The organism is Microbacterium croceum, assembly GCF_023091245.1.
GTDB lineage: Bacteria > Actinomycetota > Actinomycetes > Actinomycetales > Microbacteriaceae > Microbacterium > Microbacterium croceum.
In genome coordinates this window covers 398,699-419,063 of the sequence record NZ_JAHWXN010000002.1, presented here as the reverse complement: position 1 = coordinate 419,063, position 20,365 = coordinate 398,699, and the positions used below count along the sequence as shown (strand labels likewise).

Genomic DNA, 20,365 nt, shown 5'->3' with positions numbered 1-20,365 from the left:
ATTGACTGCTGTTTAGCCTCATTCGAGTACATGTGAGTGTCGTGTGGCACCGGATGAACCTGGGGGAGAATATGCAGGCGAGCTCGATCGACGCAGCCACGCAGGGCGAGGCGTTCGCGGAGCGCGTCGGTGCCCGTGCGCTCCGCGAGTGGATCATCGGGGAGCCTCAGACGTATACGCGGGTGTTCCTCGTCGAGAGCGGTGCGAATGCGGCGCCGATCGACGAGGTGGCAGTCGAAGGCGATGTGGTTCTTCTGCCGGACGGAAGCGAACCGATCCGCGGCGCCGCAACCGCCGTCCATTACAGCGGCGCGCTCACCGAGATCGGCGATGAGCTGTTCCTCGGCGACCGCGGTGTCGAGCTCCAGGACTATGTCGCAGCCGAGTTCGTCCAGATCATCGGACCCACGGCAGTGTGCTTCCCCGACGCCGCCAGCTGGCAGGCCTTCCTCGACGATGCGCGACTCGCTCGTCGAACAGGAGTGTTCCCCTCCGCCTTGCTTGATCCGCGCGTGATTCTCGCGCATCGCGGCGCTCTTGCGAACCCCCAGAGAATCGCGACTCCGAGCGCCATCAGGGTCCGCGCCGATGGTCGTGTCAGCGTCGGCGTCCGGGGCGAGGTCATCGGCAGCATCGATGACCTGCGGTCCGCGATCACGGCGCCGCTGCCGCAGATCGCGGCGTGGGCAGGCGCTGCGTCGATCACGACGATCGCCGCGGACCTGGCTGATCGCGACGGGGTCGGACGATACCTCCATGCGACCGACCTCATGAAGATGCTCCGCCTGGCGAACGGCTCGGCCCGGATCGGGGGATTCGGATGGTCGCCCCTCGACGATGGCCGGGCGGATGCCGAACCGCTGCCCGCTGATCCGTTCCTGCTGGAGACTCCAGACGGTGTCGTGCTCGCCGACGTCACCACGCTGCGCCGCCAACTGCTCTCTCCGTTGACGGCCACCGTCGTCGCTGCGGTGCAGACCTCCCGCTCTCACGAGGTCGCGACAGAGCGGGTCGCCCGGCGACTGGGGATGACGGCCTCCGCTGCCGGTGCCCTGTGCCGCGATGCGGTCAGCGCGTTGAGCATCCATGTCGGCAGAGCCGCTGCGAGGGAATCCCGGACGACGGGTATCGCGGAGTGAGCGCTCCGCACGCCCTGTGGACGTCGATGCTCCCTGCGGACGCCACCTTCACGCCGGAACAGGTCGCTGTCGGCGCCGAAGGAAATCGCGTTGAGTTCGCCGATGGGTCAACTCGTCTGTGCGCGACCAGCGGCCTGTGGAACGTGCCCCTCGGCTTCGGCAATCCGGCTGTCACCGATGCCGTGCACAGGGCGACGCGCGACGCGTCCTACCTCTCCCTGTTCCGCGCACCGCACCGATACGCGGAACGGGCGGCGGAAGCGCTCATCGACCTCGCGAACCCGAACCGGTACAGCCGGGTCATCTTCTCCACGTCGGGCGGCGCTGCGAACGACCTCGCGATGAAGCTCGCGCGGCAGTACTGGTCGCAGAAGGGCGCCGGGTCCCGTTCTCTCGTCGTCGGTCTCCGGGGCAGCTACCACGGCACCATGTACGGTAGCCACGCGCTGAGCGGCGACGACCTGCTCCAGGCCGTCTACGGCGTGGATCGCAGATCTGTGCGGCATGTCTCGCACAGCGATGAGGGCGATGAGCTGGAGACGCTGCTGCGACGGGAAGGCTCTCGGGTGGCGTCGGTGGTCGTGGAGCCTGTTCTGGGAAGTGGAGCGCATGCGCTGTCGAGCGCGTTCACATCCCGCCTTCTCGCGCTCCGGGAAGAGTATGGCTTTCTGGTCGTCGCCGATGAGGTGGCGACGGGATTCGGGCGGACCGGAACCATGTTCGCCACCGACGACTGGGCTGCTGCCCCGGACGCCCTCATCGTCTCGAAGGCGCTGACGAACGGTGCAGCGAGCGCCGCCGCAGTCCTCGTCGGGCCCCGCGTCGCCTCCGCGTTCGTGCGCGGCGCCTGGACCTTCGTTCATGGTGAGACTCAGGCGGGGACTCCGGTGTGTGCGTCGGCCATCCTCGCGGTGATCCAGGAACTGCATCGCATCGACGTGCTGTCGACCACCCGCGAACTCGGAGAAGAGCTCGCACGCCTGGCCGCTCGTCTGACGTCGGACGGCGTCGTGCAGGAGGTCACCGGCAAGGGGTGCTTCGTCGGGCTCGGCCTGCGCGACGGGGACGGAGGTCGGTTGTCTGCTGCCGAGGTCCTTCGTGTCGTCTCGGCCATCGCACAGCACGGTGTCCTCGTGCAGCCGGGCCCCAGCGCCATCGAACTGATCCCGGCGTACGGCTTCCGTGCGGACGAGCTCCTCGCCGTCGAGTCTGCCGTGCGCGCCGGCCTGTCGCAGATACAGGAGGCGTCAGCATGAGATCCGCATTCGCCGCACGGGTTCCGACGCTCTGGCACGGGCAGGGGGTCGCGCCCCGGTTGTCGACGCAGTTCGCGGAAGGGCGCGAGACCCTCGTGATCGCGGACTCGGGGGTCGCCATCCCCGCTCTCCCCGGTCGCGGCGTCAGGACGATCGAGGTGGATGCTCGTGCTGTGGACGTGACGACGGTCGTCGAGCTCGCCGCCGAGATCGCTCGACGACCGCCGAACGTGATCGTGGCGATCGGCGGAGGGAGCGTTCTGGATGCCAGCAAGATCGCGGCTCTCGCGCTCGCTCCTGGAGGGGTGCTCGACTACGTCATCGCACGCGCGTCGAAGTCAGCGCTGGTCTTCCTGCCCGATGCTCCACCACCGGTCGACATCGTCGCCGTGCCGACCACGCTCGGCACGTCGTCGGAGACGAACAGCGTCGCCATCCTCAAGAACGAATACGGCTACCGCCTTGTCTGCGGGAGATCCCTGAGACCGCGCCACGCCGTCATCGACTCCGACAACCTGATGACTCTCTCGCCCACTGCCGTCAGAGAAGGCGCGCTGGAGGCATTCCTCCGTCTCGCCGGCGCCGCGACGAGTTCGCGAAGGAGCCGCAGAGGAGACAGCGATGCAGTCGCCATCGGCAGAGCGTTGCTCAGCACCGCCGCCCGGGACACGGCGTCTCCTGCCGCTCGGTTGCGTCTCGCGCGTCTGAGCGCCCTGACGCAGCGCTCTGCGGCGCTACGCGGGGAGGACCCCTACAGTGCCAGGCACTGGTACGTCGCCAACGAAGTCGCCTTCGCACTGGGGGTTCGCAAGATGGTCGCCACCGTTGCGGTCATCGCCCCGATCTGGCGTCGTATCTGTGCAGGAGACGCGCGGTGGGGAGACCACGCGAGCCTTGAGAGATTCTGGCGAGAAGCCGCAGGGGTATTGGTGCTGCCTCTCGATCCATCCCGCGGGATCTCCGCATTGATCGACCAGTGGGAGATCTCTCTTCCACGGCGGCCGACCGCTCACGAGTTCGGCGCGATCGCGCTCGCCACGCAGAAGCGGTGGGGGCACCGCTATCCGATGCTCCCCGGTCTCGTCGAAGAGGACTTCCGGGACGTCCTTCGTGACTCCCGCTGGAGTCAGCTCGCCGGGGCTGCATCCACCGACTTTCGACGACCAGCGCGAAGGAGGTGAGGAAATGAACAGAGATGACGAACAGCGAATCCGGTTCCAGGAACTGGAGGACATGGATGCTCCCAGTTGGGAGAGCTTCTATCAGGGCGTGATCGGGGCACTCGTGCTCATCGGGGTCGGCGCCGCCGCGGCGACGTGACCCATCGCAGGAGAAGACCCCCACAGAGGAGGTGAATATGCAAGTCGCAATGCCGACGCTCGAGTTCACAGAACTCGAGGACATGGAAGCGCCGGACGACGCCACCGACTGGATGCGGGGCTTCGCCGTGGGCGTGATCATCGGGATCCTCGCTCTGACGTAGGAGCAGGATTCGCAGGGTGCACCGAGGAGGTGTGAATTGCAGACAGAGTCGCTCGAGTTCGTGGAACTCGAACACATCGATGCCCCACTCGAGTGGTGGGAGCACGCGAGCTACATCATCGCCATCATCGGCGGTGCGGCAGCCATCGCGACCTAACCGAGGGGTGCGGGCGGGTACAGCGCGCCCGCACCCTGTGACGTGTGAGTGAGAGGTGATGCGTGATGTCAGGTTCTATCACCGACGCCGTCTCGGCGAGGCTCCGAGAGGCGGGTGCGGTTGCCAGAGAGCTGGATCTGTATGAGGGAGCAGGCACTGACTTCTACGAGCGGCTGGTCGGCTCGGACCGCGCGGAGATCAGAGAGATGCTGGGGCTCGCGAGGGGAACCGAGGGGCCGATCCTCGATCTCGCGGCGGGGAGTGGGAGATTGACGATCCCCCTGGTGAGGTCGGGCAAGCGGGTGACCGCGGTCGATCTCTCCGACGACATGCTGTCGCACCTTCGTCGCGCACTGCCGCACCATCCGCTGCTCGAGTGCATCGTGGCCGACATGCGAGACATCGCGCTCGGGCAGCGATACGAGCTGGTCATCATCGGCGCGACATCCATCACGCTGCTCGACAGCGACGGCAGATCGCTTCTGTACGCGAACGTGCGACGCCACCTCGCTGTCGGAGGCGTCTTCGCGTTCACCGTCGCGGCGGGCGCGTCGGCGCAGAGCCTGGCCCTCTCACGAGAGGAAGAGGTCCGAGTCCCCGGACCGGACGGAGACGAGACCTACCTCTTCGTGCAACAGCGAGAGGAAGGCGGTGCTGTCAGGCTGGTCAACTGGATCCGTGCCGCCGACCTCCGGAGTGGAGGTGAGGTGACGGTGCTCACAAGTCGTCTGCGGGTGCTCAGTCATGAGGTTCTCTCACGTGAGCTCGTCGCCGCCGGCTTCGTCTCTCCCATCGTCTCTCCCGTCCGCACTCATCGCGGACAGGACATCCTGCTCCTGACCACGAGTTGGGCAGGACGCTCGAGCGTGATGGACGACGATGCCACCCAGTAGGTTCACCCGCCGACGAGACTCTCGCTCCTCACCCGCTCTCACGGCCGAGGACCGTCCGCTGCTCGCGCCCGGCGTCGCTTTCGAGGAAGGAGCCGACCAGACGCTCTGGATCGCCATGCTCCATGGAGTGCCGTCTTCGCGGGTCTCCCGCTCCGTCGTCGATCTGCTCACGGCCATGAACGGCGAGACCTCTCTTCGAGATCTGCATCGGGACTTCGCGGCATCCGAGACCCTGGAGAGCTTTCTCGAGCTGGCCAGACGCTTCCAACTCCGTGGGCTGCTGGCCGGGGACTCAAGGCGTCCACCCGGTCGGATCACCTATCGGCCGCCATTCACGTTGCAGGTCGCGACGCTTCGCGCCCCTGTCGTCTTCGGCCGACTCGATGCCCTGCTCCGACCCCTCTCTCCCCGAGCAGTTCTGGTGTCGATGGGCGCTCTGGTGGTCGCAGGGGCCCTCGCTGCAGCCGTCCAGGTGAGTGAGCTGCGAGAAGCCGTCACCACGCCGATGCCGCTCGTCGATGTCGTGGCCGTCGTCGCAGCCCTCTTTCTCATCACCCTGCTGCACGAAGGTGCGCACGGAGCCGCACTCACCAGGTTCGGCGGCAGAGCCAGACGCGCAGGCTTCATGCTGTTGTACCTCGCGCCGGCGTTCTTCGTGGATGTGACGGACGGCTGGCGCCTCCCGGACCGCAGGCAGCGTGTCGCGATCGCACTGGCGGGTCCTGCCGTGCACGCCGCGCTCGGTGCCATAGCACTGAGCGCAGCGCTCCTCGTTCCTTCTCAGGAGCTGCGTCGAACTCTGCTGGTCCTCGGTCTCGCGTGCGCCATCGTCGTCGTCGTGAACCTGATCCCGTTCGTGCGGTTCGACGGATACATCGCGCTGATGAGCGCTCTGGATGAACCGAACCTCCGACGGCGTACGATGCGTGACGCTGCGGACCTCCTGACTCGCCTACTGTTCGGCGGTCACCGGGGGAACAAGAGCATGAACACGTGGTGGAGCGTGCCGTTCGGCCTGGCGAGCCTCGTCGCACCGATCGTGCTGGTGCTGTTCGCGGTCGTCCGCGTGAATCGCGCGCTCGCCGGCGGTGGTCCGCTCCTCGGAATGCTCGTCGTCGCATTGGAGGTCGTCGTCGTCCTCGCCGGCGTCGTGCATGTCTCGAAGTCGCTGCACCGCGTGCTCAGATCGGGAGTCTCGCGACTCCGATTCGTGGCCGTCGGCGCCGCTGCGATCGTGGGTGTCGCGATCGCAGGAGCCGCGATCTCCGTGCCGATGTCGACCACTTTCGGATTCACCACGTCGGGTGACCGAGTCGTCCTCGTGCATGCAGGCGACATGTCCGACGTGACGGTGCCGGAGGGGGCCCGAGTCAGCCTGATGAGCAACGGCATCCTCTTCAACGAGCAGCTCGGTGAAGGCACGGCGCACCCGCTGCCGCCTGCGAAGACGACGGTTCCGCTCGATGCGTTGTTCCCCATCACGGCGGACTATGCGTCGGTGCCCGCGGCGGTCGTCGCCGAGGTGCAGGTGTCCGCCGCGCACGGGAGGTTGCCGGTGACAGGGCAGGCGCGGGTCGAGAACGGTACAGGAAACCTATGGCAGATGCTCTGGGCGACAGGTGTGGTGTCACCCCTTTCAACGTTTCAGGGCCAGGAGGAAGAGGAATCACCATGAACCGGAAAGCGAATGAGAATGCGATCGAGGTGAGAGGGCTCACGAAGAGGTTCGGTCAGCGGACGGCCGTCGAAGAGCTGTCCTTCGCGGTACCGCGCGGGTCGATCGTGGGCCTTCTCGGTCCGAACGGTGCGGGCAAGTCGACGACGCTCCGTGCGCTCGTCGGACTGCTGGAGCCGACCAGCGGTGAGTGCCTCATCCACGGGTCGCCGTTCTCCGCACTCGACAACCCGGCGACGCACGTCGGCGTCCACATGGACGGGTTCGGTTTCGAGGGCGGGATCACGGCGAGGCGACACCTCGAGATCTGCCGGCTCGCCGCGGGGGCAGCACGCGGCCGTACCGAAGAGGTGCTCGAAGAGGTGGGCCTCGCCGCCGATGCCCGCCGTCGGGTGAAGACGTTCTCGACGGGGATGGCGCAGCGGCTCGGGCTGGCCGCTGCCCTCATCGGCTCTCCCCGGACCCTCATCCTCGACGAGCCGGCGAACGGTCTGGACCCTGACGGCATCCGCTGGCTTCGCCGGTTCCTCCGCAGTTACGCGGAACGCGGCGGCACCGTCCTGATCGCCAGTCACCAGCTCCCGGAGCTGGAACAGGTCGTGGATGAGGTGGTCGTCATCAAACAGCGCGCCCTCTTCGCTGGTCGGCTCGAAGACCTCGTCACGGGTGGGGCGGACTCGCTGGAGAGCAGATACTTCGACCTCGTGGAAGGAGCATCCGCATGAGGAACGCGATCCGGAGCGAGGTCCTGCGCTGCGTGAGCGGGTTCTCCGTCCTGGCGGTCTACCTCGTCGCGGTGCTCATGCCTCTCTTCGTGCTGGTCTCGGACGGCTCACGGTTCGACCTCGCCGGCGTCGAACCGGGGTCGGCCACCGTTCGACTTCTGGAGCCGCTCGCCTGGGTGGCGATCTCGGCGGCGTTCGTCGGGGCGTACGGCGTCACCCGCGAGTGCTACTACACGTCGATCGACAGGACGCTCACGGCGGTCGGCTTCGCGCGCGCGTTCTCCGCGAAGCTCGCAGCCGGAGTCCTCGTGGCGGTCGCGCTCTCCGTGTGCCTCTTCGCTGTCTGGACGGTGGGCGTCACCGTGCTGCTGGGGCTCGACGGTATGGCTCTCGTTCTCACGCCGGACGCATGGCGCATCTATGCCGGCGCGCTGATCGGCGCGGTTCTCGGGGCGCTCATCGGAGGAGCCATCGGGTGGATCACACGGAACTACTACGTCGCTGCGGCGCTCGTCATCGTTCTTCCGATGGCCGTGGAGTTCGCGCTGCTGCGCACCGCGCCGGACGTCGCGAAGTTCTCTCCTGGTCTTGTCCTGGCGGCTCTCGGCGTTCCGGGATACCAGGACGCGCTGCTCGGGTTCGTGCCCGCTCTCGGTCTCGGAGTCGCCTGGACCTTCGGGCTGGTTGCGATCGCCTGGCTGCGCGGGCGAAAGGAGGCGGGGTGATCGGCCAGGCACTCCGCGCCCAGGCATGCAGCTTCACGGGCGACAGGGTTCTCGTCTGGATGGCGGTCGCGGGATTCGTGATGTCGCTCTCTCTGGCGACGAGCATCCCGCCCGATCTCACGGGGGCGACGCCGGAGGTTCGCGAGTCGTTGATCGCGCCGCTCAGTGCGGTGCTCGCGATGTACGGAGGAATCCTCGCGGGCGTCTACGGTTCCTTCCGATACACCGTGGATCGGCGAGACGGCGTGATCGCTCAGCGCCTGATGCTGCAGCCGCGGTGGGCGACCCTTGTCGCCAGGGTGCCCGCTTCGGCGATCGGCGGAGCGATCGTCGCTCTCGCGGCGCTCATCGGCGGTCATACGGCGCTGCGGCTGACGATGGGCGGCATTCCGGTGGACTGGGCGGCGGTCGGAGCCACGTTGTCGCTCGGCGCCGTATCCGGTCTCTGGGGGCTGGGATGGGGGATCGTCGTGCGGGCGCACCTGGTCGCACTCTTCGTGGTTCCGCTGTCGCTGGGTTCGGCGATGCTCGTCGCGATGCTCTGGAAGTCCGGTGCCGTCTATCTGCCCCTGCTCGCGATGCTCGAAGCCTTCCGCTTCGACGTCGCCGCCCTGGGGATCTCCTCGGATCATGCCCTCGACGGCTCGATCGCGGTGCTGGTGACGGCCGGTTGGGTCGTGGTGGCCCTCGTCGCCGGAGGGGTCTCCTTTCTGAGGAGCGACGTGCGATAGCGGAACGAAGAGCCGTGCGCGTCCGCACCTACGCGCCGCTCGCGGCGGGGACGTCGTCGATCGAGAAGTACACGGGAAGTCCGCGCTCGCGGGCGATCGCGACGTCGTTGTCGGCACCGGCGGAGGCTCCGGGAAGCCGCAGGACTCCGTCGCAGTGCTGCAGCAGACGCGCGGCGACGTCGTACATCACGTCACCGTCGGCGGTCTCGGTGGCATCGAGACCACGAAGCACGGGGAGCGCGACCCATTCGCCGATCATCGGGATGTGTCCGAGGCGGTGCATAGGGCCCGCCGCCTCTTCGAGCCGCGCGAGGTTGCGGGCGATGGCGGCCGGGTCGCCGTCGGTGCCGGAGCGGTAGGGGCCGGCGATCAGGATCAGGAGTGGCTTCTGCATGTCGGAGACTGTAGCGTTAAACGTGCAGAAACGTGAAATAACAGGAAGAAGCATGAATGCTGGGTGCACAGCGCAAGGACCATCTGCTCGCCCTCCTCGCGACGGACGGCCGTGTGGTCGCCAAGGATGTCGCGGCTGACCTCGGGGTCTCGGAGGATTCCATCCGCCGCGATCTCCGGGAGCTCGCCGACGCGGGCCTGTGTGTACGGGTGTACGGCGGGGCGCTCCCCGTGCCGGCCGCCGAGGCCCCGGTCGCGCAGCGCAGCACGGTCGCGACCGACAGCAAGGAGCGGGTGGCACGGGCGGCCGTCGCACTGATCCGTCCGGGGGCGACGATCATCCTCGACGCGGGCACGACGACGCTCGCGATGGCACGGATGCTGCCGCAGGACCCCTCGCTCACCGTGATCACCCCGAGCCCCGCTGTGGCTGTGGCGGTCGCCGAGCACTCCCCGGCACGCGTGCTGATCGTCGGCGGGGAGCTGAGCAGGCACTCGCTCGTCGCCGGTGGAGCGCTGGCTCTGGAGGCGATCGCGCGCCTCGGCGCCGACGTCTTCTTCCTGGGCGTCACCGGGATCCACCCGGATCACGGACTCACCACCGGCGTCCTCGACGATGCCGTGGTCAAGCGGGCGCTCGCCGCGCGGAGCGCCGACGTGTACGTGCTGGGCAGCGCGGAGAAGATCGGTGCCGCGTCGCGATTCCCCGTCGTCGGGCTCGACGAGGTGTCCGGCATCATCACGGATCCCGAGGACGCGTCCGTGCTCGCCGAGCAGTGGCGACGGGACTCGACGACGTAGGATCCCTAGGTGGCAACCCCCAAGATCGTGCTCTTCTACGCCTTCACCCCGCTCGCTGACCCGGAGGCCATCCGACTCTGGCAACGCGACCTCGGCGAGGCGCTCGGCCTGCGTGGACGCATCCTCCTCTCGAAGGACGGCGTCAACGGCACCCTCGGCGGCGACCTGCCCGCGCTCAAGAAGTGGGCGCGGTCGTTCCGCTCCTACGCCCCGTTCGCGGATGCCGACATCAAGTGGAGCGAAGGGACCGGCGTCGATGACGAGGGGCGGAGCCTGGACTTCCCCAAGCTCAGCGTCAAGGTGCGCGACGAGATCGTGTCGTTCGGAGCGCCGGGCGAGCTCCGCGTCGACGAGCGCGGGGTGGTCGGCGGGGGTACCAGGCTCAGCCCTGAGGAACTGCACGCGCTGATGGACGAACGCGGTGACGACGTCGTGTTCTTCGATGGCCGCAACGCCCTGGAGGCGCAGATCGGACGGTTCCGCGGAGCCGTCGTGCCCGATACCGAGACCACTCGTGACTTCGTGCGGCTGCTCGACTCCGGCGCGTACGACGACCTCAAGGGCAAGCCGGTGGTGACCTACTGCACCGGCGGGATCCGCTGCGAGGTGCTGTCGAGCCTGATGACTGCTCGGGGCTTCGGCGAGGTCTATCAGCTGGAGGGCGGCATCGTCCGCTACGGCGAGAAGTACGGCGATGACGGCTACTGGGACGGCTCGCTCTACGTGTTCGACAAGCGCGGATCCGTGGACTTCTCCGATCACACGGCCGTGATCGGAGAATGCGTCGGATGCGGAGCAGCGACCAAGCGCACGGCGAACTGTCCCGACGTGAGCTGCCGCGTGCAGTCCGTGGTGTGCGAGAACTGCGACGCGGTGCACTGCGCCGAGCACGCCGCCGCCTGATCTCCCGACGATCAGGCGCTGGTCAGACCACCGTCGCCGCGTCGACGTCGCGGGTCGCGAACAGCGACCGCGGCACCAGCAACGCCCTCGTACGGGTGAAGCGATCGCTACGGGCATGCATCGCACCCAGCACGCTGCGCAGCGGTCCGGCGAGGTCCTCGGCGACGGCACCGGGGCGCGCGTAGTTCGCTCGCTCGACCGCGTCGGTCAGGGCCCGCATCTCCGCCGGGTCGACACCGCACTCACGGACCAGCGCTGCGCCGCGCACGCGAGGGGTGTCGGCATCGGACACCGGCAGACGGAGATCGATCATGGTGTCGCGAAGCTCGGCCCACGCCGCTCCCGCCTCGCCGCTGCGCGCGCGCCGCAGCCGCAGCCCGCGCTCGGCGCCGCGCACGAGGGCGGGCAGGAGCAGCAGTACGAGGGCGCCGACGACGGTCAGCAGGACCGGTGTCGGATCCAGACCCCGCGAGGTGCCGGTGGACGAGCTGTTGTCGCCGGCATCTGGGCGGTCCGCCTCGGGCCCCGTCGTCTGCTCGGCTCGAGGCGTGGCCGTCGGCACCGGCGCGGACGGCCCGTCGGTCCCCGTGCCCCCGGTCGGGGCGGCGGCGAAGGCGGTCGGCACGCCGAGGGAGGCTGTGGGCTCGAAGGGCACCCAGCCGACGCCCGGGAACAGCACCTCCGGCCATGAGTGCAGCTGATCGCTCTTGACCGAGAAGATCGACTCGTCGCCCCGCTTCTCGTCGGTGAGAGAGCCGGGGAGGTACCCCACCACGATCCGCGTCTGCATGTCGAGGCTCTGCGCCATCAGGGCGAAGGCTCCGGCGAAGTGCACGCAATACCCCGAACGCGCTTCGAGGAACTGGGCGACGGCTTCGGCGCCTGTGCCGTCGAAGCCCTCCTCGACCGGCGTCTCCAGCGAGTACGTGAAGGAGCTGCGGAACCAGGTCTGCAGTGCCACGAGACGGTCGTAGTCCGTCGTCTCGTCCTTCGTGACCTCGGCGGCGAGGTCGCCGATGACATCGGGCAACTCGACGGCGTCCTCGTCGTCGGCCGCCGGCGGAGCCGCATCGATCGTGCGGATCTGCTCGAGGGTCGGCGAGACGCGGGTGGAGGCCACGGTGTAGTCGTTGCCGACGGCGTCGGCGTTGCGCGACACGAGGGTGCGATTGTCCGGCATCACCCGCCAGGAGTCGGCGAGGCCCTGCACTCCGGTCGCCGGGTACGGCAGCGGGAGCCAGGAGCTCGACATCCGCAGCACCCTGATCGAGGTCGACGTGTCCTTCGTGGCGATGTCCTCGCCCCACTCCGGTTCGCCGAACCCTTCACTCTGCGCGTTCAGGCCGCCGCGGTCGGGCTGCCACACCCGACCGTTGAAATGCGACAGCGTGGTCAGGCGCAGATACGGCGCGACATCGCTCTTCGTCGCCACCGTCAGCACCTCGACGGGGTTGGGCTGGCGCAGGTCGTCTCCGAGTCGGAGGGAGGCGTCGACGGTGATGCCCGCTCCGGTGCCGGCGAGGGTCGCCGTGACCGGAAGGCCCGGCGCGACCACGAGCGTCACGGCCAGCGCGGCGACTCCCACACCCGCGGCGAGCGAGGTGGACGATCGCCGCGGTGCGAGCGGATGCCGACGGGCGGTGAAACGCAGCAGCACGAGGGCGAGGATGCCCAGGAGGACGAACCACACCACGTTCGCGTCGCCCAGCGTGACGATCATCGGCACCGCGCCGAGCGTTCCGGTGAGAACGATCGCGAGGATGGCTGCCCGGTGGTAGACGAGGTGGTCGAGCAGGATCGCGACCAGAGCGAAGCCTGCCCCGAGCACGGCAGCGAGGCCGGCGGTCGCCTCCAGCGGAGCCGCACCGAAGGCGATCTCCTCCCAGGCGGCTGCAGCGAGCACGCGGAACGCGGAGAAGGTCGTGGGCGTGGGGACGATCCCGAGGATCGCGGAGTCGCCGGCGATGAGCCTGGTCAGGACGGCGACGGCCACAGCGATCTGCACGGCGCACGTGGTCAGGTCGCGAAGCCACTCGCTGCGCCGGCGCATCCAGGTGCGCAGGAGCGCGCCGGTGATGCCGACCATGACGATCACGGCCAGGACGGTGACGGACCAGGCGCCCGGCTCGATGACCGCGGTGTACGGCCACATCGCGACGAGCCCTGCGGCCCCGGCGAGCAGGGCGGGGACGACCACGCCGTTCGCGTCCTCATGCTCGCGATGCCACGGGGGCGCAGGGCGCGCCGCTGGTAAGGGCCCTGCCGTGCCCTTCTCAGCGCGGAACATCACCGGCTCCGATCCGCGCGGGCAGCGCATCCTGCCACGCCGCGGCGACGTCGTCGCCGAGAGCGGTCACTGTCCAGCCGCGCTGCGCCGCCGCCGCACTCGCACCGGCGAGCGGGGTCGTGCTGAACAGCAGCGCTGCAGCCGCGCCGGATGGCCGGAGCAGAGCCGCGTCCTCCTCGTCGATCCGTCCGGTGATGTACACGAGCGGTCCGGGCGGCGTGCCACCGATCAGAGCGGCCAGATCGCGGGACTCCCCGCGCGGAGAGACCATGGCCAGAGCGACCAGCAGCCCGTCGCGGTCATCCTCATGTCCGCGCAGCATGCCCAGGGAGAGTCCGGCGCTGTCGATCACCTCGACGCCGTAGCCCTCGTCGGCGAGATGGACGGCGGCAGAGGCGCAAAGCGAGACGGCGGCTTCGAAGGCGGCATCCGCCTCCACGCCAGGGGTGTCCCAGCGGGCGCTGCTGCGATCCAGCACGACGAGGGCATCCGGGCTCGATTCCTCCTCCTCCTGACGCACCATCAACTGGCCGCGGTGCGCCGTCGCGCGCCAGTGGATCCGACGCATCGAGTCACCGGGGATGTAGTGCCGGGGGGAGAGATTGTCGCTGCCCTGCCCCAGGCGGCTCGACGAGGTCTGGGCGGTCCCGCCGGCGGCGCCCACCTTGACGCTGAGCGGGGCCAGGGCGACCACCTCGGGGACGACGGTCACCGTGCGGCGGTCGCCGAACGACTGCTCCCGCTGGGCCAGGCCGAAGGGGTCGACCGTGCGCAGCATGAGCGGTCCGATCGGCCAGACGCCGCGTCGGATGCCGGTGATCAGATAGGTGAGTTGGCCCGATTCCGGCGGATACTCGCCACTGGAGTCCCCGGACACGGCATCAGGCAGCAGGTCGTGCCAGAGCCCGTGCGGGATGCGGATCGAGCGCAGCGCGAAGCGCAGAGTCACCCGTGAGGTCGCGGAGACCGTCAGCAGATCCGTCGAGACCTGCCGGGAGACCGTACCGCTGCGGCGCGGCGCATGCACGACGATCAGTGCGAATCCGGTCAACAGGGCCAGCAGCACGCCGATGTAGATCAGGATGGGCGCACCCACCAGGTTCGCGACGATGACGCAGCCGAGTGCGGCGATCAGCGCCCCCGCCCCGCGGAAGGTCAGTGCTCGACGGCGTCTCATGGCGACTCGTTCAGGAACGGGTGGCGACGGGGACCCGTACGCGCTCGATGATCTGCGTCAGCGCCGCCTCCACCGGCTGCGCGCCGGCGCGATGCGCTCCGCGTGCGGGCAGCAGGCGATGCGCGAACACGGGAATCAGCAGCGCGGTCAGATCGTCGGGGATGACGTAGTCGCGTCCGTCCAGCGCCGCCCACACCTTGGCGGCTCTGACGAGCTGCAGGGTGGCCCGTGGGCTCGCGCCCAGGTGCAGGTTGGGGTCGGAGCGGGTGGCCTGGGCCAGAGCGACCGCGTATTCCTCGAGCGCGGGGGCGACATGGACCGACCGTCCCCAGGCGATGAGGTGCGCGATCGAGGTCGCATCGGCGACCGGCGACACCGCGCTCAGCGGGTTCACGACATCGCGCTGGCGCAGCATGAGGGCCTCGGCGGCGGCATCCGGGTATCCCATCGAGATGCGCATCATGAAACGGTCGCGCTGCGCCTCGGGGAGAGCGTACGTGCCCTCCATTTCCAGCGGGTTCTGGGTCGCGACGACCAGGAACGGATCGGGGAGCACGTGCGTGGAGCCGTCGACCGTGACCTGGCCCTCCTCCATCGCCTCCAGGAGCGCCGACTGGGTCTTGGGCGAGGAGCGGTTGATCTCGTCGGCGATCACGATGTGCGCGAACACGGCGCCGCGCTTGAACTCGAACTCCCGATCGACCGGGTTGTACACCGAGACGCCGGTGACGTCGCCGGGGAGCAGGTCGGGGGTGAACTGGATGCGCCGCACCGTGGCATCCACGCTGGCGGCGAGAGCGCGGGCGAGCATGGTCTTGCCGACACCAGGCACGTCCTCGATCAACAGGTGGCCCTCGGCGAGGAGGCAGACCAGTGCGCTGCGGACGGCGTCGGGCTTTCCGTCGATCACCTGGCCCACCGAGCCGAGGATCGCGGAGGTCTGTGCCGCGAACTGCTCGGCCGTGATCAGGGGGGAGTTGTCGGGCATGCGGTCCCTCTCGCGTCTGACGCTCCTGTGCGCGTTACTCGATCGTAACCCGCTGGACGGAGCGCCGCTCTGGCAGGTTGCCCAGAGCTCAGACATGCCCGGCGGCCCGTGTCGGAGCATCGGGCGTCATCGGGTTAGGATGGGTGACGGCTCTCCGCGTGGCGGCATCCAGGCCAATTCCCCCAGGGCGGAAACGCAGCAAGGGTAACCGGGCTCTGCTGGGTGCGCGGAGGGTCACTTTCTTTTTCAGCGTCCTCCGGGGCGGCACTGCGAGGATCGTGACGTGACCAGCCCCGCCGGATCCCCGCGCCCGACAGCGCTGAGCCGTTTCGCCTCGCCGATCATCCTGCTCGCGCTGATGTGGATCATCCAGCTGGCCGACGCGATCCTGCCGGGCTCGTTCTCCGGATTCGGTCTGCGCTCCTGGGACCTCGCGGGTCTCGGCGGCATCGTCGCCTCACCGCTGCTGCATGCGAGCTGGGGCCATCTGCTGGCCAATTCCCTGCCGTTCGTCCTGCTCGGCTGCCTGGTCGCGGTGGAGGGCGCTCGCCGCTTCTGGGCCGTCACCGCGTTCATCGCGGTCATCGGCGGTCTCGGCACCTGGGTGTTCAACACCCCCGGCACTCTCACCGTCGGAGCCTCCGGGCTCGTGTTCGGATACTTCGGCTACATCGTGATGCGGGTGTTCGCACCGGCCAGGGTCGCGCACCGCATCCTGTACGCCGTGGTGGCGCTGATCGTGATCGCGCTCTACGGCGGATCCATGCTGGCCGGCGTCGTGGGGGTGAGCGAGGGGATCTCGTGGCAGGCGCACCTGTTCGGTGCGATCGGAGGAGGCGTCGCGGCAGTGGCCGGACGTCGCCGAGGTCCAGCCACGCTTCGGGACCGCAGCGGATGAGTGCCCCGCGCGCGAAGAGCCGCGCGCGGCCGCGGAAGCGCGCCACCAGGCGCAAGCCGGGCGTCCGCGCCCGCGCCGCGATCCGGCTGCGGCGGCGACGGCTGTGGCGGCGCATCCTTCTCTCCGGCGTCGTGGTCGCGGCGGTCGTCGGGGCCGCCGTGCTGATCCCGCTCCGCATCGCGCACGATCCGGTCGTCGTGTGCGCAGACGATCCGGGGACCTTCCCCGAGGCGGGGATCGAGGGATGGAGGGGCGAACAGCTGGAGAACGCCGCCACCATCATGACCACGGCGTCCGCTCTCGGGCTCAGCCGCGACGGACAGATCCTGGGCGTCATGACGGCGATGGGTGAGAGCAGCCTGCGCAACATCGACTACGGCGACTGGGAGACCAGCGGGTTCACCAATCCCGACGGCACGCGCACCAGCAGCATCGGGCTCTTCCAGCAGCAGGACTGGTGGGGGAGCGTGGAGCAGCGGATGGACCCGGCGACCTCGGCCACGCTGTTCTTCACCCGGCTGGCGCGGCTGCCCGACTGGCAGCAGATGGAGCGGTCGCACGCCATCCACCGGGTGCAGATCAACACCGACCGCGACTACTACTCCCGCTACGAGGCGGATGCCGTCGCCGTGGTAGACGGCCTCTCCCACGGCTGTTGACCGGCGCGCCGTCTGTGGGACCCGCCTAAGCTGAAGGGGTGGCGCGGAGCATCTACATCACATCGGCCGAAGGTCATACCGGCAAGTCCACGATCGCGCTCGGAGTGCTCGATGCGCTGATGCGCGTCAGCCCCCGCGTCGGAGTCTTCCGCCCGATCGCCCGCTCGGTCGCCGAGCGAGACGAGATCCTCGAGCTGCTGCTCGCGCACGACGGGGTGCAGCTCGACTACGAGGACTGCATCGGGGTCACGTACGACGACGTGCGCCACGATCCGGAGGCCGCGCTGTCGACGATCGTCGCGCGCTTCAAAGCCGTAGAGGCGCAGTGCGACGCGGTCGCGATCATCGGCAGCGACTACACCGATGTCGCCAGCCCCGCCGAGCTCGGGTTCAACGCCCGCATCGCCGCCAACCTCGGCGCCCCCGTGCTGCTGGTGCTCAGCGGACGCGACCAGCAGCGCCAGGCGGAGCAGCTCGGCACGACCACCGCCCGCGCCGCCGGAGCAGTGGGGCAGATCGCCGCTCTCGCGCTCGCCGAGCTCGACGCGGAACGGGCGGAGCTCTTCGCCGTCATCGTCAACAGGGCGGACCCCGACGCGCTGCCCGACATCATCGCCGCCGTGCGAGGCATCCGTCCGCAGAAGCAGACCCCGGTGTGGGCGCTCCCGGAGGACCGCACGCTGGTCGCTCCGTCGATCCGCGGCATCCTGTCGGCCGTCGACGGGCGCCTGATCAAGGGCGACGCGGACCGTCTCGGACGCGAGGCGTTGACGATCGTCGTGGCGGGGATGTCGATGGTGAACGTGCTGCCGCGCCTCACCGAGGAGGCGGTCGTGGTGATCCCGGCCGACCGCACCGAGGTGCTGCTCGCGACGCTCCTAGCCGATGCCTCCGGCACGTTCCCGCGCGTCGCCGGCATCATCCTGAACGGCCCCTTCCCGCTGCCCGAGCCGATCGTGCGTCTCCTCGACGGCTTCTCGTCGACGGTGCCGATCATCGCGACCGACCTCGGCACCTACGACACGGCCGTGCGCGTGATGGGTGCCCGCGGACGCATCTCGCCGGATTCGCGAGGCCGCTACGATCGCGCGCTCGGACTCTTCCAGACCCATGTCGACTACACCTCGCTGACCACACAGCTCGGGCTCGCGGAGTCCCGGGTGGTCACCCCGCTGATGTTCGAGTACGGCCTGATCGAGCGGGCGCGCGCCGATCGACGGCGCATCGTGCTGCCGGAGGGCGATGACGACCGCATCCTGCGCGCCGCGGCCACGCTGATCGCCCGAGAGGTCGCGGATCTCACGATCCTCGGCGATGAGCAGGCCGTGCGTGCCCGCGCGGTCGAGCTGGGGATCGACATCTCCGGTGCCCAGGTCGTCAGCCCGCACGATCCGGAGCTCGTGCCGCGCTTTGCAGAGGAGTATGCCCGGCTCCGCGCCCACAAGGGCATCACGGTGTCGCAGGCGGCGGACACCGTCACCGACGTGTCGTACTTCGGCACCATGATGGTGCATCTCGGACTCGCCGACGGCATGGTCTCCGGTGCCGCGCACACCACGGCGCACACCATCCGTCCGTCGTTCGAGATCATCAAGACCAAGCCCGGGGTGGAGGTCGTCTCGAGCGTGTTTCTGATGGCGCTCGCCGATCGGGTGCTCGTCTACGGCGACTGCGCCGTGATCCCTGATCCGACCAGCGTGCAGCTGGCCGACATCGCGATCTCGTCGGCGGCCACCGCACGCCAGTTCGGCATCGAGCCGCGTGTGGCGATGCTGTCGTACTCGACGGGGGAGTCCGGCTCCGGCGCCGATGTCGACAAGGTGCGCGAGGCCACGGCGCTCGTGCGCGAGCGGGCGCCCGAACTGCCCGTCGAGGGGCCGATCCAGTACGACGCGGCGGCGGATGCCGCCGTCGCGAAGGCCAAGCTGCCCGACTCCGCCGTCGCAGGGCGCGCGACCGTGTTCGTGTTCCCCGACCTCAACACCGGCAACAACACCTACAAGGCCGTGCAGCGCTCAGCGGGTGCGGTGGCGATCGGGCCGGTGCTGCAGGGACTCAACAAGCCGATCAACGACCTCTCGCGCGGAGCGCTGGTCGACGACATCGTCAACACCGTCGCGATCACCGCGATCCAGGCCCAGGGAGGGGCGGCATGAGCGCGATCCTCGTGATCAACAGCGGATCCTCGTCGCTGAAGTACAGCCTGATCGACGTCGAGCGCGAGAACGAGCTCGCCAGCGGTCTCATCGAGCGCATCGGTCAGCCGGTGAGCCCTGTCGCGCACACGGTGCGCCCGGAGACGGATGCGGATGCCGTGCCCACGATGCTCGATGCGACCTACCGCGATGAGCGCGAGATCGCCGACCATCACGCGGCCTTCGCGGTTATGCTCGAGCAGTTCGCCGACCACGGTCCTTCGCTCGCCACGCACCCGCCCGTCGCGGTCGGACATCGCGTGGTGCACGGTGGCGCCCGGTTCTTCGCCCCGACTCTGATCGATGCAGACGTGGAGCGTCAGATCGAGGAGCTCTCGGTGCTCGCGCCGCTGCACAACCCCGCCAACCTCTCCGGCATCCTCGCGGCGAAGGCCGTCTTCCGGGGGGTGCCGCATGTCGCGGTCTTCGACACGGCGTTCCACCAGACGCTGCCACCTGCCGCCTACACGTATGCGATCGACAGCACGCTGGCGAAGGAGCACCGGGTGCGCCGATACGGCTTCCACGGCACCAGCCATCAGTTCGTGAGCGAAGCGGCCGCCGCCCATCTCGGACGCGACCTCGCCCAGCTGCGTCAGATCGTCTTCCATCTCGGCAACGGCGCATCCGTGACCGCGATCGACGGCGGACGTTCTGTCGAGACGTCCATGGGGCTCACCCCGCTGGAGGGTCTCGTCATGGGCACGCGCTCCGGCGACCTCGACCCCGCCGCGCTCGTGCACCTCTCGCGCCGCGCCGGTCTCACGATCAACGACCTCGACGCCCTGCTCAACACCCGCAGCGGGCTGCTCGGACTGGCGGGTCGCAGCGACATGCGCGATATCCTCGCCGGCGTCGCTGCGGGGGAGGAAGCGGCCACGCTCGCCTTCGACGTCTACGTGCATCGGCTGCGCGGCTACGCCGGTGCGTACATCGCCCAGCTCGGCGGTGTCGACGTCATCTCGTTCACGGCCGGCGTGGGGGAGAACGCGGCGCGGGTGCGCGCGGCGGCCCTGGAGACGCTCGGATTCGCGGGTGTCGAGATCGACCCCGCGCGCAACGAGGCGCGGGCGCACGGCATCCGCCGGATCAGCACGGATGCCTCCGCCGTGACCGTTCTCGTGGTGCCGACGAATGAGGAGCTGCAGATCGCGAGACAGACCGCGGAGCTGCTCTGAACAACCGCTCATCCGAGGGGTTACCCCCGATGGCACTCGGCAACTACGCTGGCACAGTGGCACGGAGAGGTGCCGACCCTTCGCCCCTTCTCCTGGAGGCTCC

Annotated in this window: 21 protein-coding genes and 1 other RNA gene; 18 read left to right on the top strand and 4 right to left on the bottom strand. The window is 69.0% G+C overall.

Going from position 1 to position 20,365, the window contains the following annotated elements; genetic code table 11:
- Positions 1-32: 32 nt before the first annotated feature.
- From mpaB to KZC51_RS16015, 11 genes are all read left to right on the top strand, one after another.
- Positions 33-1,139 carry a daptide biosynthesis RiPP recognition protein gene (gene mpaB / locus KZC51_RS16050; RefSeq protein ID WP_247631027.1) on the top strand — a complete coding sequence of 369 codons (1,107 nt, stop codon included), beginning with the start codon at positions 33-35 and terminating at the stop codon, positions 1,137-1,139.
- A complete protein-coding gene (gene mpaD, locus KZC51_RS16045; protein WP_247631026.1) occupies positions 1,136-2,395 on the top strand; it encodes a daptide-type RiPP biosynthesis aminotransferase in 1,260 nt (419 codons plus the stop codon). Before mpaB ends, mpaD begins: the two co-directional genes overlap by 4 nt.
- Complete coding sequence (mpaC, locus tag KZC51_RS16040; RefSeq protein WP_247631025.1) at positions 2,392-3,576, top strand: daptide-type RiPP biosynthesis dehydogenase; 1,185 nt, start codon at positions 2,392-2,394, stop codon at positions 3,574-3,576. The genes mpaD and mpaC overlap by 4 nt, the downstream gene beginning before the upstream one ends.
- A gap of 4 nt (positions 3,577-3,580) precedes the next feature.
- The gene (mpaA1, locus tag KZC51_RS17770; protein ID WP_281732149.1) at positions 3,581-3,715 is read left to right on the top strand and encodes an MpaA1 family daptide-type RiPP; all 135 of its coding nucleotides are present in this window, start codon (positions 3,581-3,583) and stop codon (positions 3,713-3,715) included.
- A 37-nt stretch (positions 3,716-3,752) separates the two neighbouring features.
- Positions 3,753-3,878, top strand: a complete 126-nt coding sequence (gene mpaA2 / locus KZC51_RS17765) for an MpaA2 family daptide-type RiPP (RefSeq protein ID WP_281732148.1) — start codon at positions 3,753-3,755, stop codon at positions 3,876-3,878.
- Positions 3,879-3,914: 36 nt separating this feature from the next.
- Complete coding sequence (gene mpaA3 / locus KZC51_RS17900; protein ID WP_308194315.1) at positions 3,915-4,034, top strand: MpaA3 family daptide-type RiPP; 120 nt, start codon at positions 3,915-3,917, stop codon at positions 4,032-4,034.
- Positions 4,035-4,099: 65 nt separating this feature from the next.
- The gene (gene mpaM / locus KZC51_RS16035; protein ID WP_247631024.1) at positions 4,100-4,927 is read left to right on the top strand and encodes a daptide-type RiPP biosynthesis methyltransferase; all 828 of its coding nucleotides are present in this window, start codon (positions 4,100-4,102) and stop codon (positions 4,925-4,927) included.
- Complete coding sequence (gene mpaP, locus KZC51_RS16030; protein WP_247631023.1) at positions 4,914-6,602, top strand: daptide biosynthesis intramembrane metalloprotease; 1,689 nt, start codon at positions 4,914-4,916, stop codon at positions 6,600-6,602. Before mpaM ends, mpaP begins: the two co-directional genes overlap by 14 nt.
- Positions 6,599-7,327, top strand: a complete 729-nt coding sequence (locus KZC51_RS16025; RefSeq protein ID WP_247631022.1) for an ATP-binding cassette domain-containing protein — start codon at positions 6,599-6,601, stop codon at positions 7,325-7,327. Before mpaP ends, KZC51_RS16025 begins: the two co-directional genes overlap by 4 nt.
- Positions 7,324-8,052 carry an ABC transporter permease gene (locus KZC51_RS16020; RefSeq protein ID WP_247631021.1) on the top strand — a complete coding sequence of 243 codons (729 nt, stop codon included), beginning with the start codon at positions 7,324-7,326 and terminating at the stop codon, positions 8,050-8,052. Before KZC51_RS16025 ends, KZC51_RS16020 begins: the two co-directional genes overlap by 4 nt.
- Positions 8,049-8,783 (top strand): hypothetical protein, encoded by a 735-nt coding sequence (locus KZC51_RS16015; protein WP_247631020.1) that lies wholly within the window; start codon positions 8,049-8,051, stop codon positions 8,781-8,783. The genes KZC51_RS16020 and KZC51_RS16015 overlap by 4 nt, the downstream gene beginning before the upstream one ends.
- A 28-nt stretch (positions 8,784-8,811) precedes the next feature.
- On the opposite strand, the gene KZC51_RS16010 is transcribed toward KZC51_RS16015, so the two are convergent.
- A complete protein-coding gene (locus KZC51_RS16010) occupies positions 8,812-9,177 on the bottom strand; it encodes a DUF4406 domain-containing protein (protein ID WP_247631019.1) in 366 nt (121 codons plus the stop codon).
- A 56-nt stretch (positions 9,178-9,233) separates the two neighbouring features.
- Between KZC51_RS16010 and KZC51_RS16005 the strand changes: the two genes are divergently transcribed.
- Positions 9,234-9,977, top strand: a complete 744-nt coding sequence (locus KZC51_RS16005; RefSeq protein WP_247631018.1) for a DeoR/GlpR family DNA-binding transcription regulator — start codon at positions 9,234-9,236, stop codon at positions 9,975-9,977.
- Positions 9,978-9,986: 9 nt separating this feature from the next.
- Positions 9,987-10,880, top strand: coding sequence for an oxygen-dependent tRNA uridine(34) hydroxylase TrhO (gene trhO, locus KZC51_RS16000; protein ID WP_247631017.1), 894 nt, complete (start codon positions 9,987-9,989; stop codon positions 10,878-10,880).
- Positions 10,881-10,902: 22 nt separating this feature from the next.
- On the opposite strand, the gene KZC51_RS15995 is transcribed toward trhO, so the two are convergent.
- Genes KZC51_RS15995 through KZC51_RS15985 form a run of 3 tightly spaced genes read right to left on the bottom strand, consistent with a single transcriptional unit; the run spans position 10,903 to position 15,332 of the window.
- Complete coding sequence (locus tag KZC51_RS15995) at positions 10,903-13,167, bottom strand: transglutaminase TgpA family protein (protein WP_247631016.1); 2,265 nt, start codon at positions 13,165-13,167, stop codon at positions 10,903-10,905.
- Positions 13,154-14,344, bottom strand: a complete 1,191-nt coding sequence (locus KZC51_RS15990) for a DUF58 domain-containing protein (RefSeq protein WP_247631015.1) — start codon at positions 14,342-14,344, stop codon at positions 13,154-13,156. Before KZC51_RS15990 ends, KZC51_RS15995 begins: the two co-directional genes overlap by 14 nt.
- A 10-nt stretch (positions 14,345-14,354) precedes the next feature.
- The gene (locus tag KZC51_RS15985; protein ID WP_247631014.1) at positions 14,355-15,332 is read right to left on the bottom strand and encodes an AAA family ATPase; all 978 of its coding nucleotides are present in this window, start codon (positions 15,330-15,332) and stop codon (positions 14,355-14,357) included.
- Positions 15,333-15,477: 145 nt separating this feature from the next.
- Between KZC51_RS15985 and ffs the strand changes: the two genes are divergently transcribed.
- From ffs to KZC51_RS15960, 5 genes are all read left to right on the top strand, one after another.
- An RNA gene (ffs, locus tag KZC51_RS15980) (signal recognition particle sRNA small type) lies at positions 15,478-15,574 on the top strand.
- A 41-nt stretch (positions 15,575-15,615) separates the two neighbouring features.
- Positions 15,616-16,230: a rhomboid family intramembrane serine protease gene (locus KZC51_RS15975; protein ID WP_247631013.1), complete on the top strand. Its 615-nt coding sequence runs from the start codon at positions 15,616-15,618 to the stop codon at positions 16,228-16,230.
- Positions 16,227-16,889 carry a hypothetical protein gene (locus KZC51_RS15970; RefSeq protein WP_247631012.1) on the top strand — a complete coding sequence of 221 codons (663 nt, stop codon included), beginning with the start codon at positions 16,227-16,229 and terminating at the stop codon, positions 16,887-16,889. The genes KZC51_RS15975 and KZC51_RS15970 overlap by 4 nt, the downstream gene beginning before the upstream one ends.
- Positions 16,890-16,927: 38 nt before the next feature.
- A complete protein-coding gene (pta, locus tag KZC51_RS15965) occupies positions 16,928-19,045 on the top strand; it encodes a phosphate acetyltransferase (RefSeq protein WP_247631011.1) in 2,118 nt (705 codons plus the stop codon).
- On the top strand, positions 19,042-20,262 hold the full coding sequence (locus tag KZC51_RS15960; RefSeq protein WP_247631010.1) for an acetate/propionate family kinase: 1,221 nt from the start codon (positions 19,042-19,044) through the stop codon (positions 20,260-20,262). The genes pta and KZC51_RS15960 overlap by 4 nt, the downstream gene beginning before the upstream one ends.
- The last annotated feature ends 103 nt before the right edge of the window (positions 20,263-20,365 follow it).

Excerpts from the sequence above, each read along its gene's own strand:
- mpaC (WP_247631025.1), top strand. The coding sequence starts at position 2,392 with ATGAGATCCGCATTCGCCGCACGGGTTCCGACGCTCTGGCACGGGCAG.
- mpaA1 (WP_281732149.1), top strand. The coding sequence starts at position 3,581 with ATGAACAGAGATGACGAACAGCGAATCCGGTTCCAGGAACTGGAGGAC.
- mpaA2 (WP_281732148.1), top strand. The coding sequence starts at position 3,753 with ATGCAAGTCGCAATGCCGACGCTCGAGTTCACAGAACTCGAGGACATG.
- mpaM (WP_247631024.1), top strand. The coding sequence starts at position 4,100 with ATGTCAGGTTCTATCACCGACGCCGTCTCGGCGAGGCTCCGAGAGGCG.
- mpaP (WP_247631023.1), top strand. The coding sequence starts at position 4,914 with ATGCCACCCAGTAGGTTCACCCGCCGACGAGACTCTCGCTCCTCACCC.
- KZC51_RS16025 (WP_247631022.1), top strand. The coding sequence starts at position 6,599 with ATGAACCGGAAAGCGAATGAGAATGCGATCGAGGTGAGAGGGCTCACG.
- KZC51_RS16020 (WP_247631021.1), top strand. The coding sequence starts at position 7,324 with ATGAGGAACGCGATCCGGAGCGAGGTCCTGCGCTGCGTGAGCGGGTTC.
- KZC51_RS16010 (WP_247631019.1), bottom strand. The coding sequence starts at position 9,177 with ATGCAGAAGCCACTCCTGATCCTGATCGCCGGCCCCTACCGCTCCGGC.
- KZC51_RS16005 (WP_247631018.1), top strand. The coding sequence starts at position 9,234 with ATGCTGGGTGCACAGCGCAAGGACCATCTGCTCGCCCTCCTCGCGACG.
- KZC51_RS15995 (WP_247631016.1), bottom strand. The coding sequence starts at position 13,167 with ATGTTCCGCGCTGAGAAGGGCACGGCAGGGCCCTTACCAGCGGCGCGC.
- KZC51_RS15990 (WP_247631015.1), bottom strand. The coding sequence starts at position 14,344 with ATGAGACGCCGTCGAGCACTGACCTTCCGCGGGGCGGGGGCGCTGATC.
- KZC51_RS15985 (WP_247631014.1), bottom strand. The coding sequence starts at position 15,332 with ATGCCCGACAACTCCCCCCTGATCACGGCCGAGCAGTTCGCGGCACAG.
- KZC51_RS15970 (WP_247631012.1), top strand. The coding sequence starts at position 16,227 with ATGAGTGCCCCGCGCGCGAAGAGCCGCGCGCGGCCGCGGAAGCGCGCC.
- KZC51_RS15960 (WP_247631010.1), top strand. The coding sequence starts at position 19,042 with ATGAGCGCGATCCTCGTGATCAACAGCGGATCCTCGTCGCTGAAGTAC.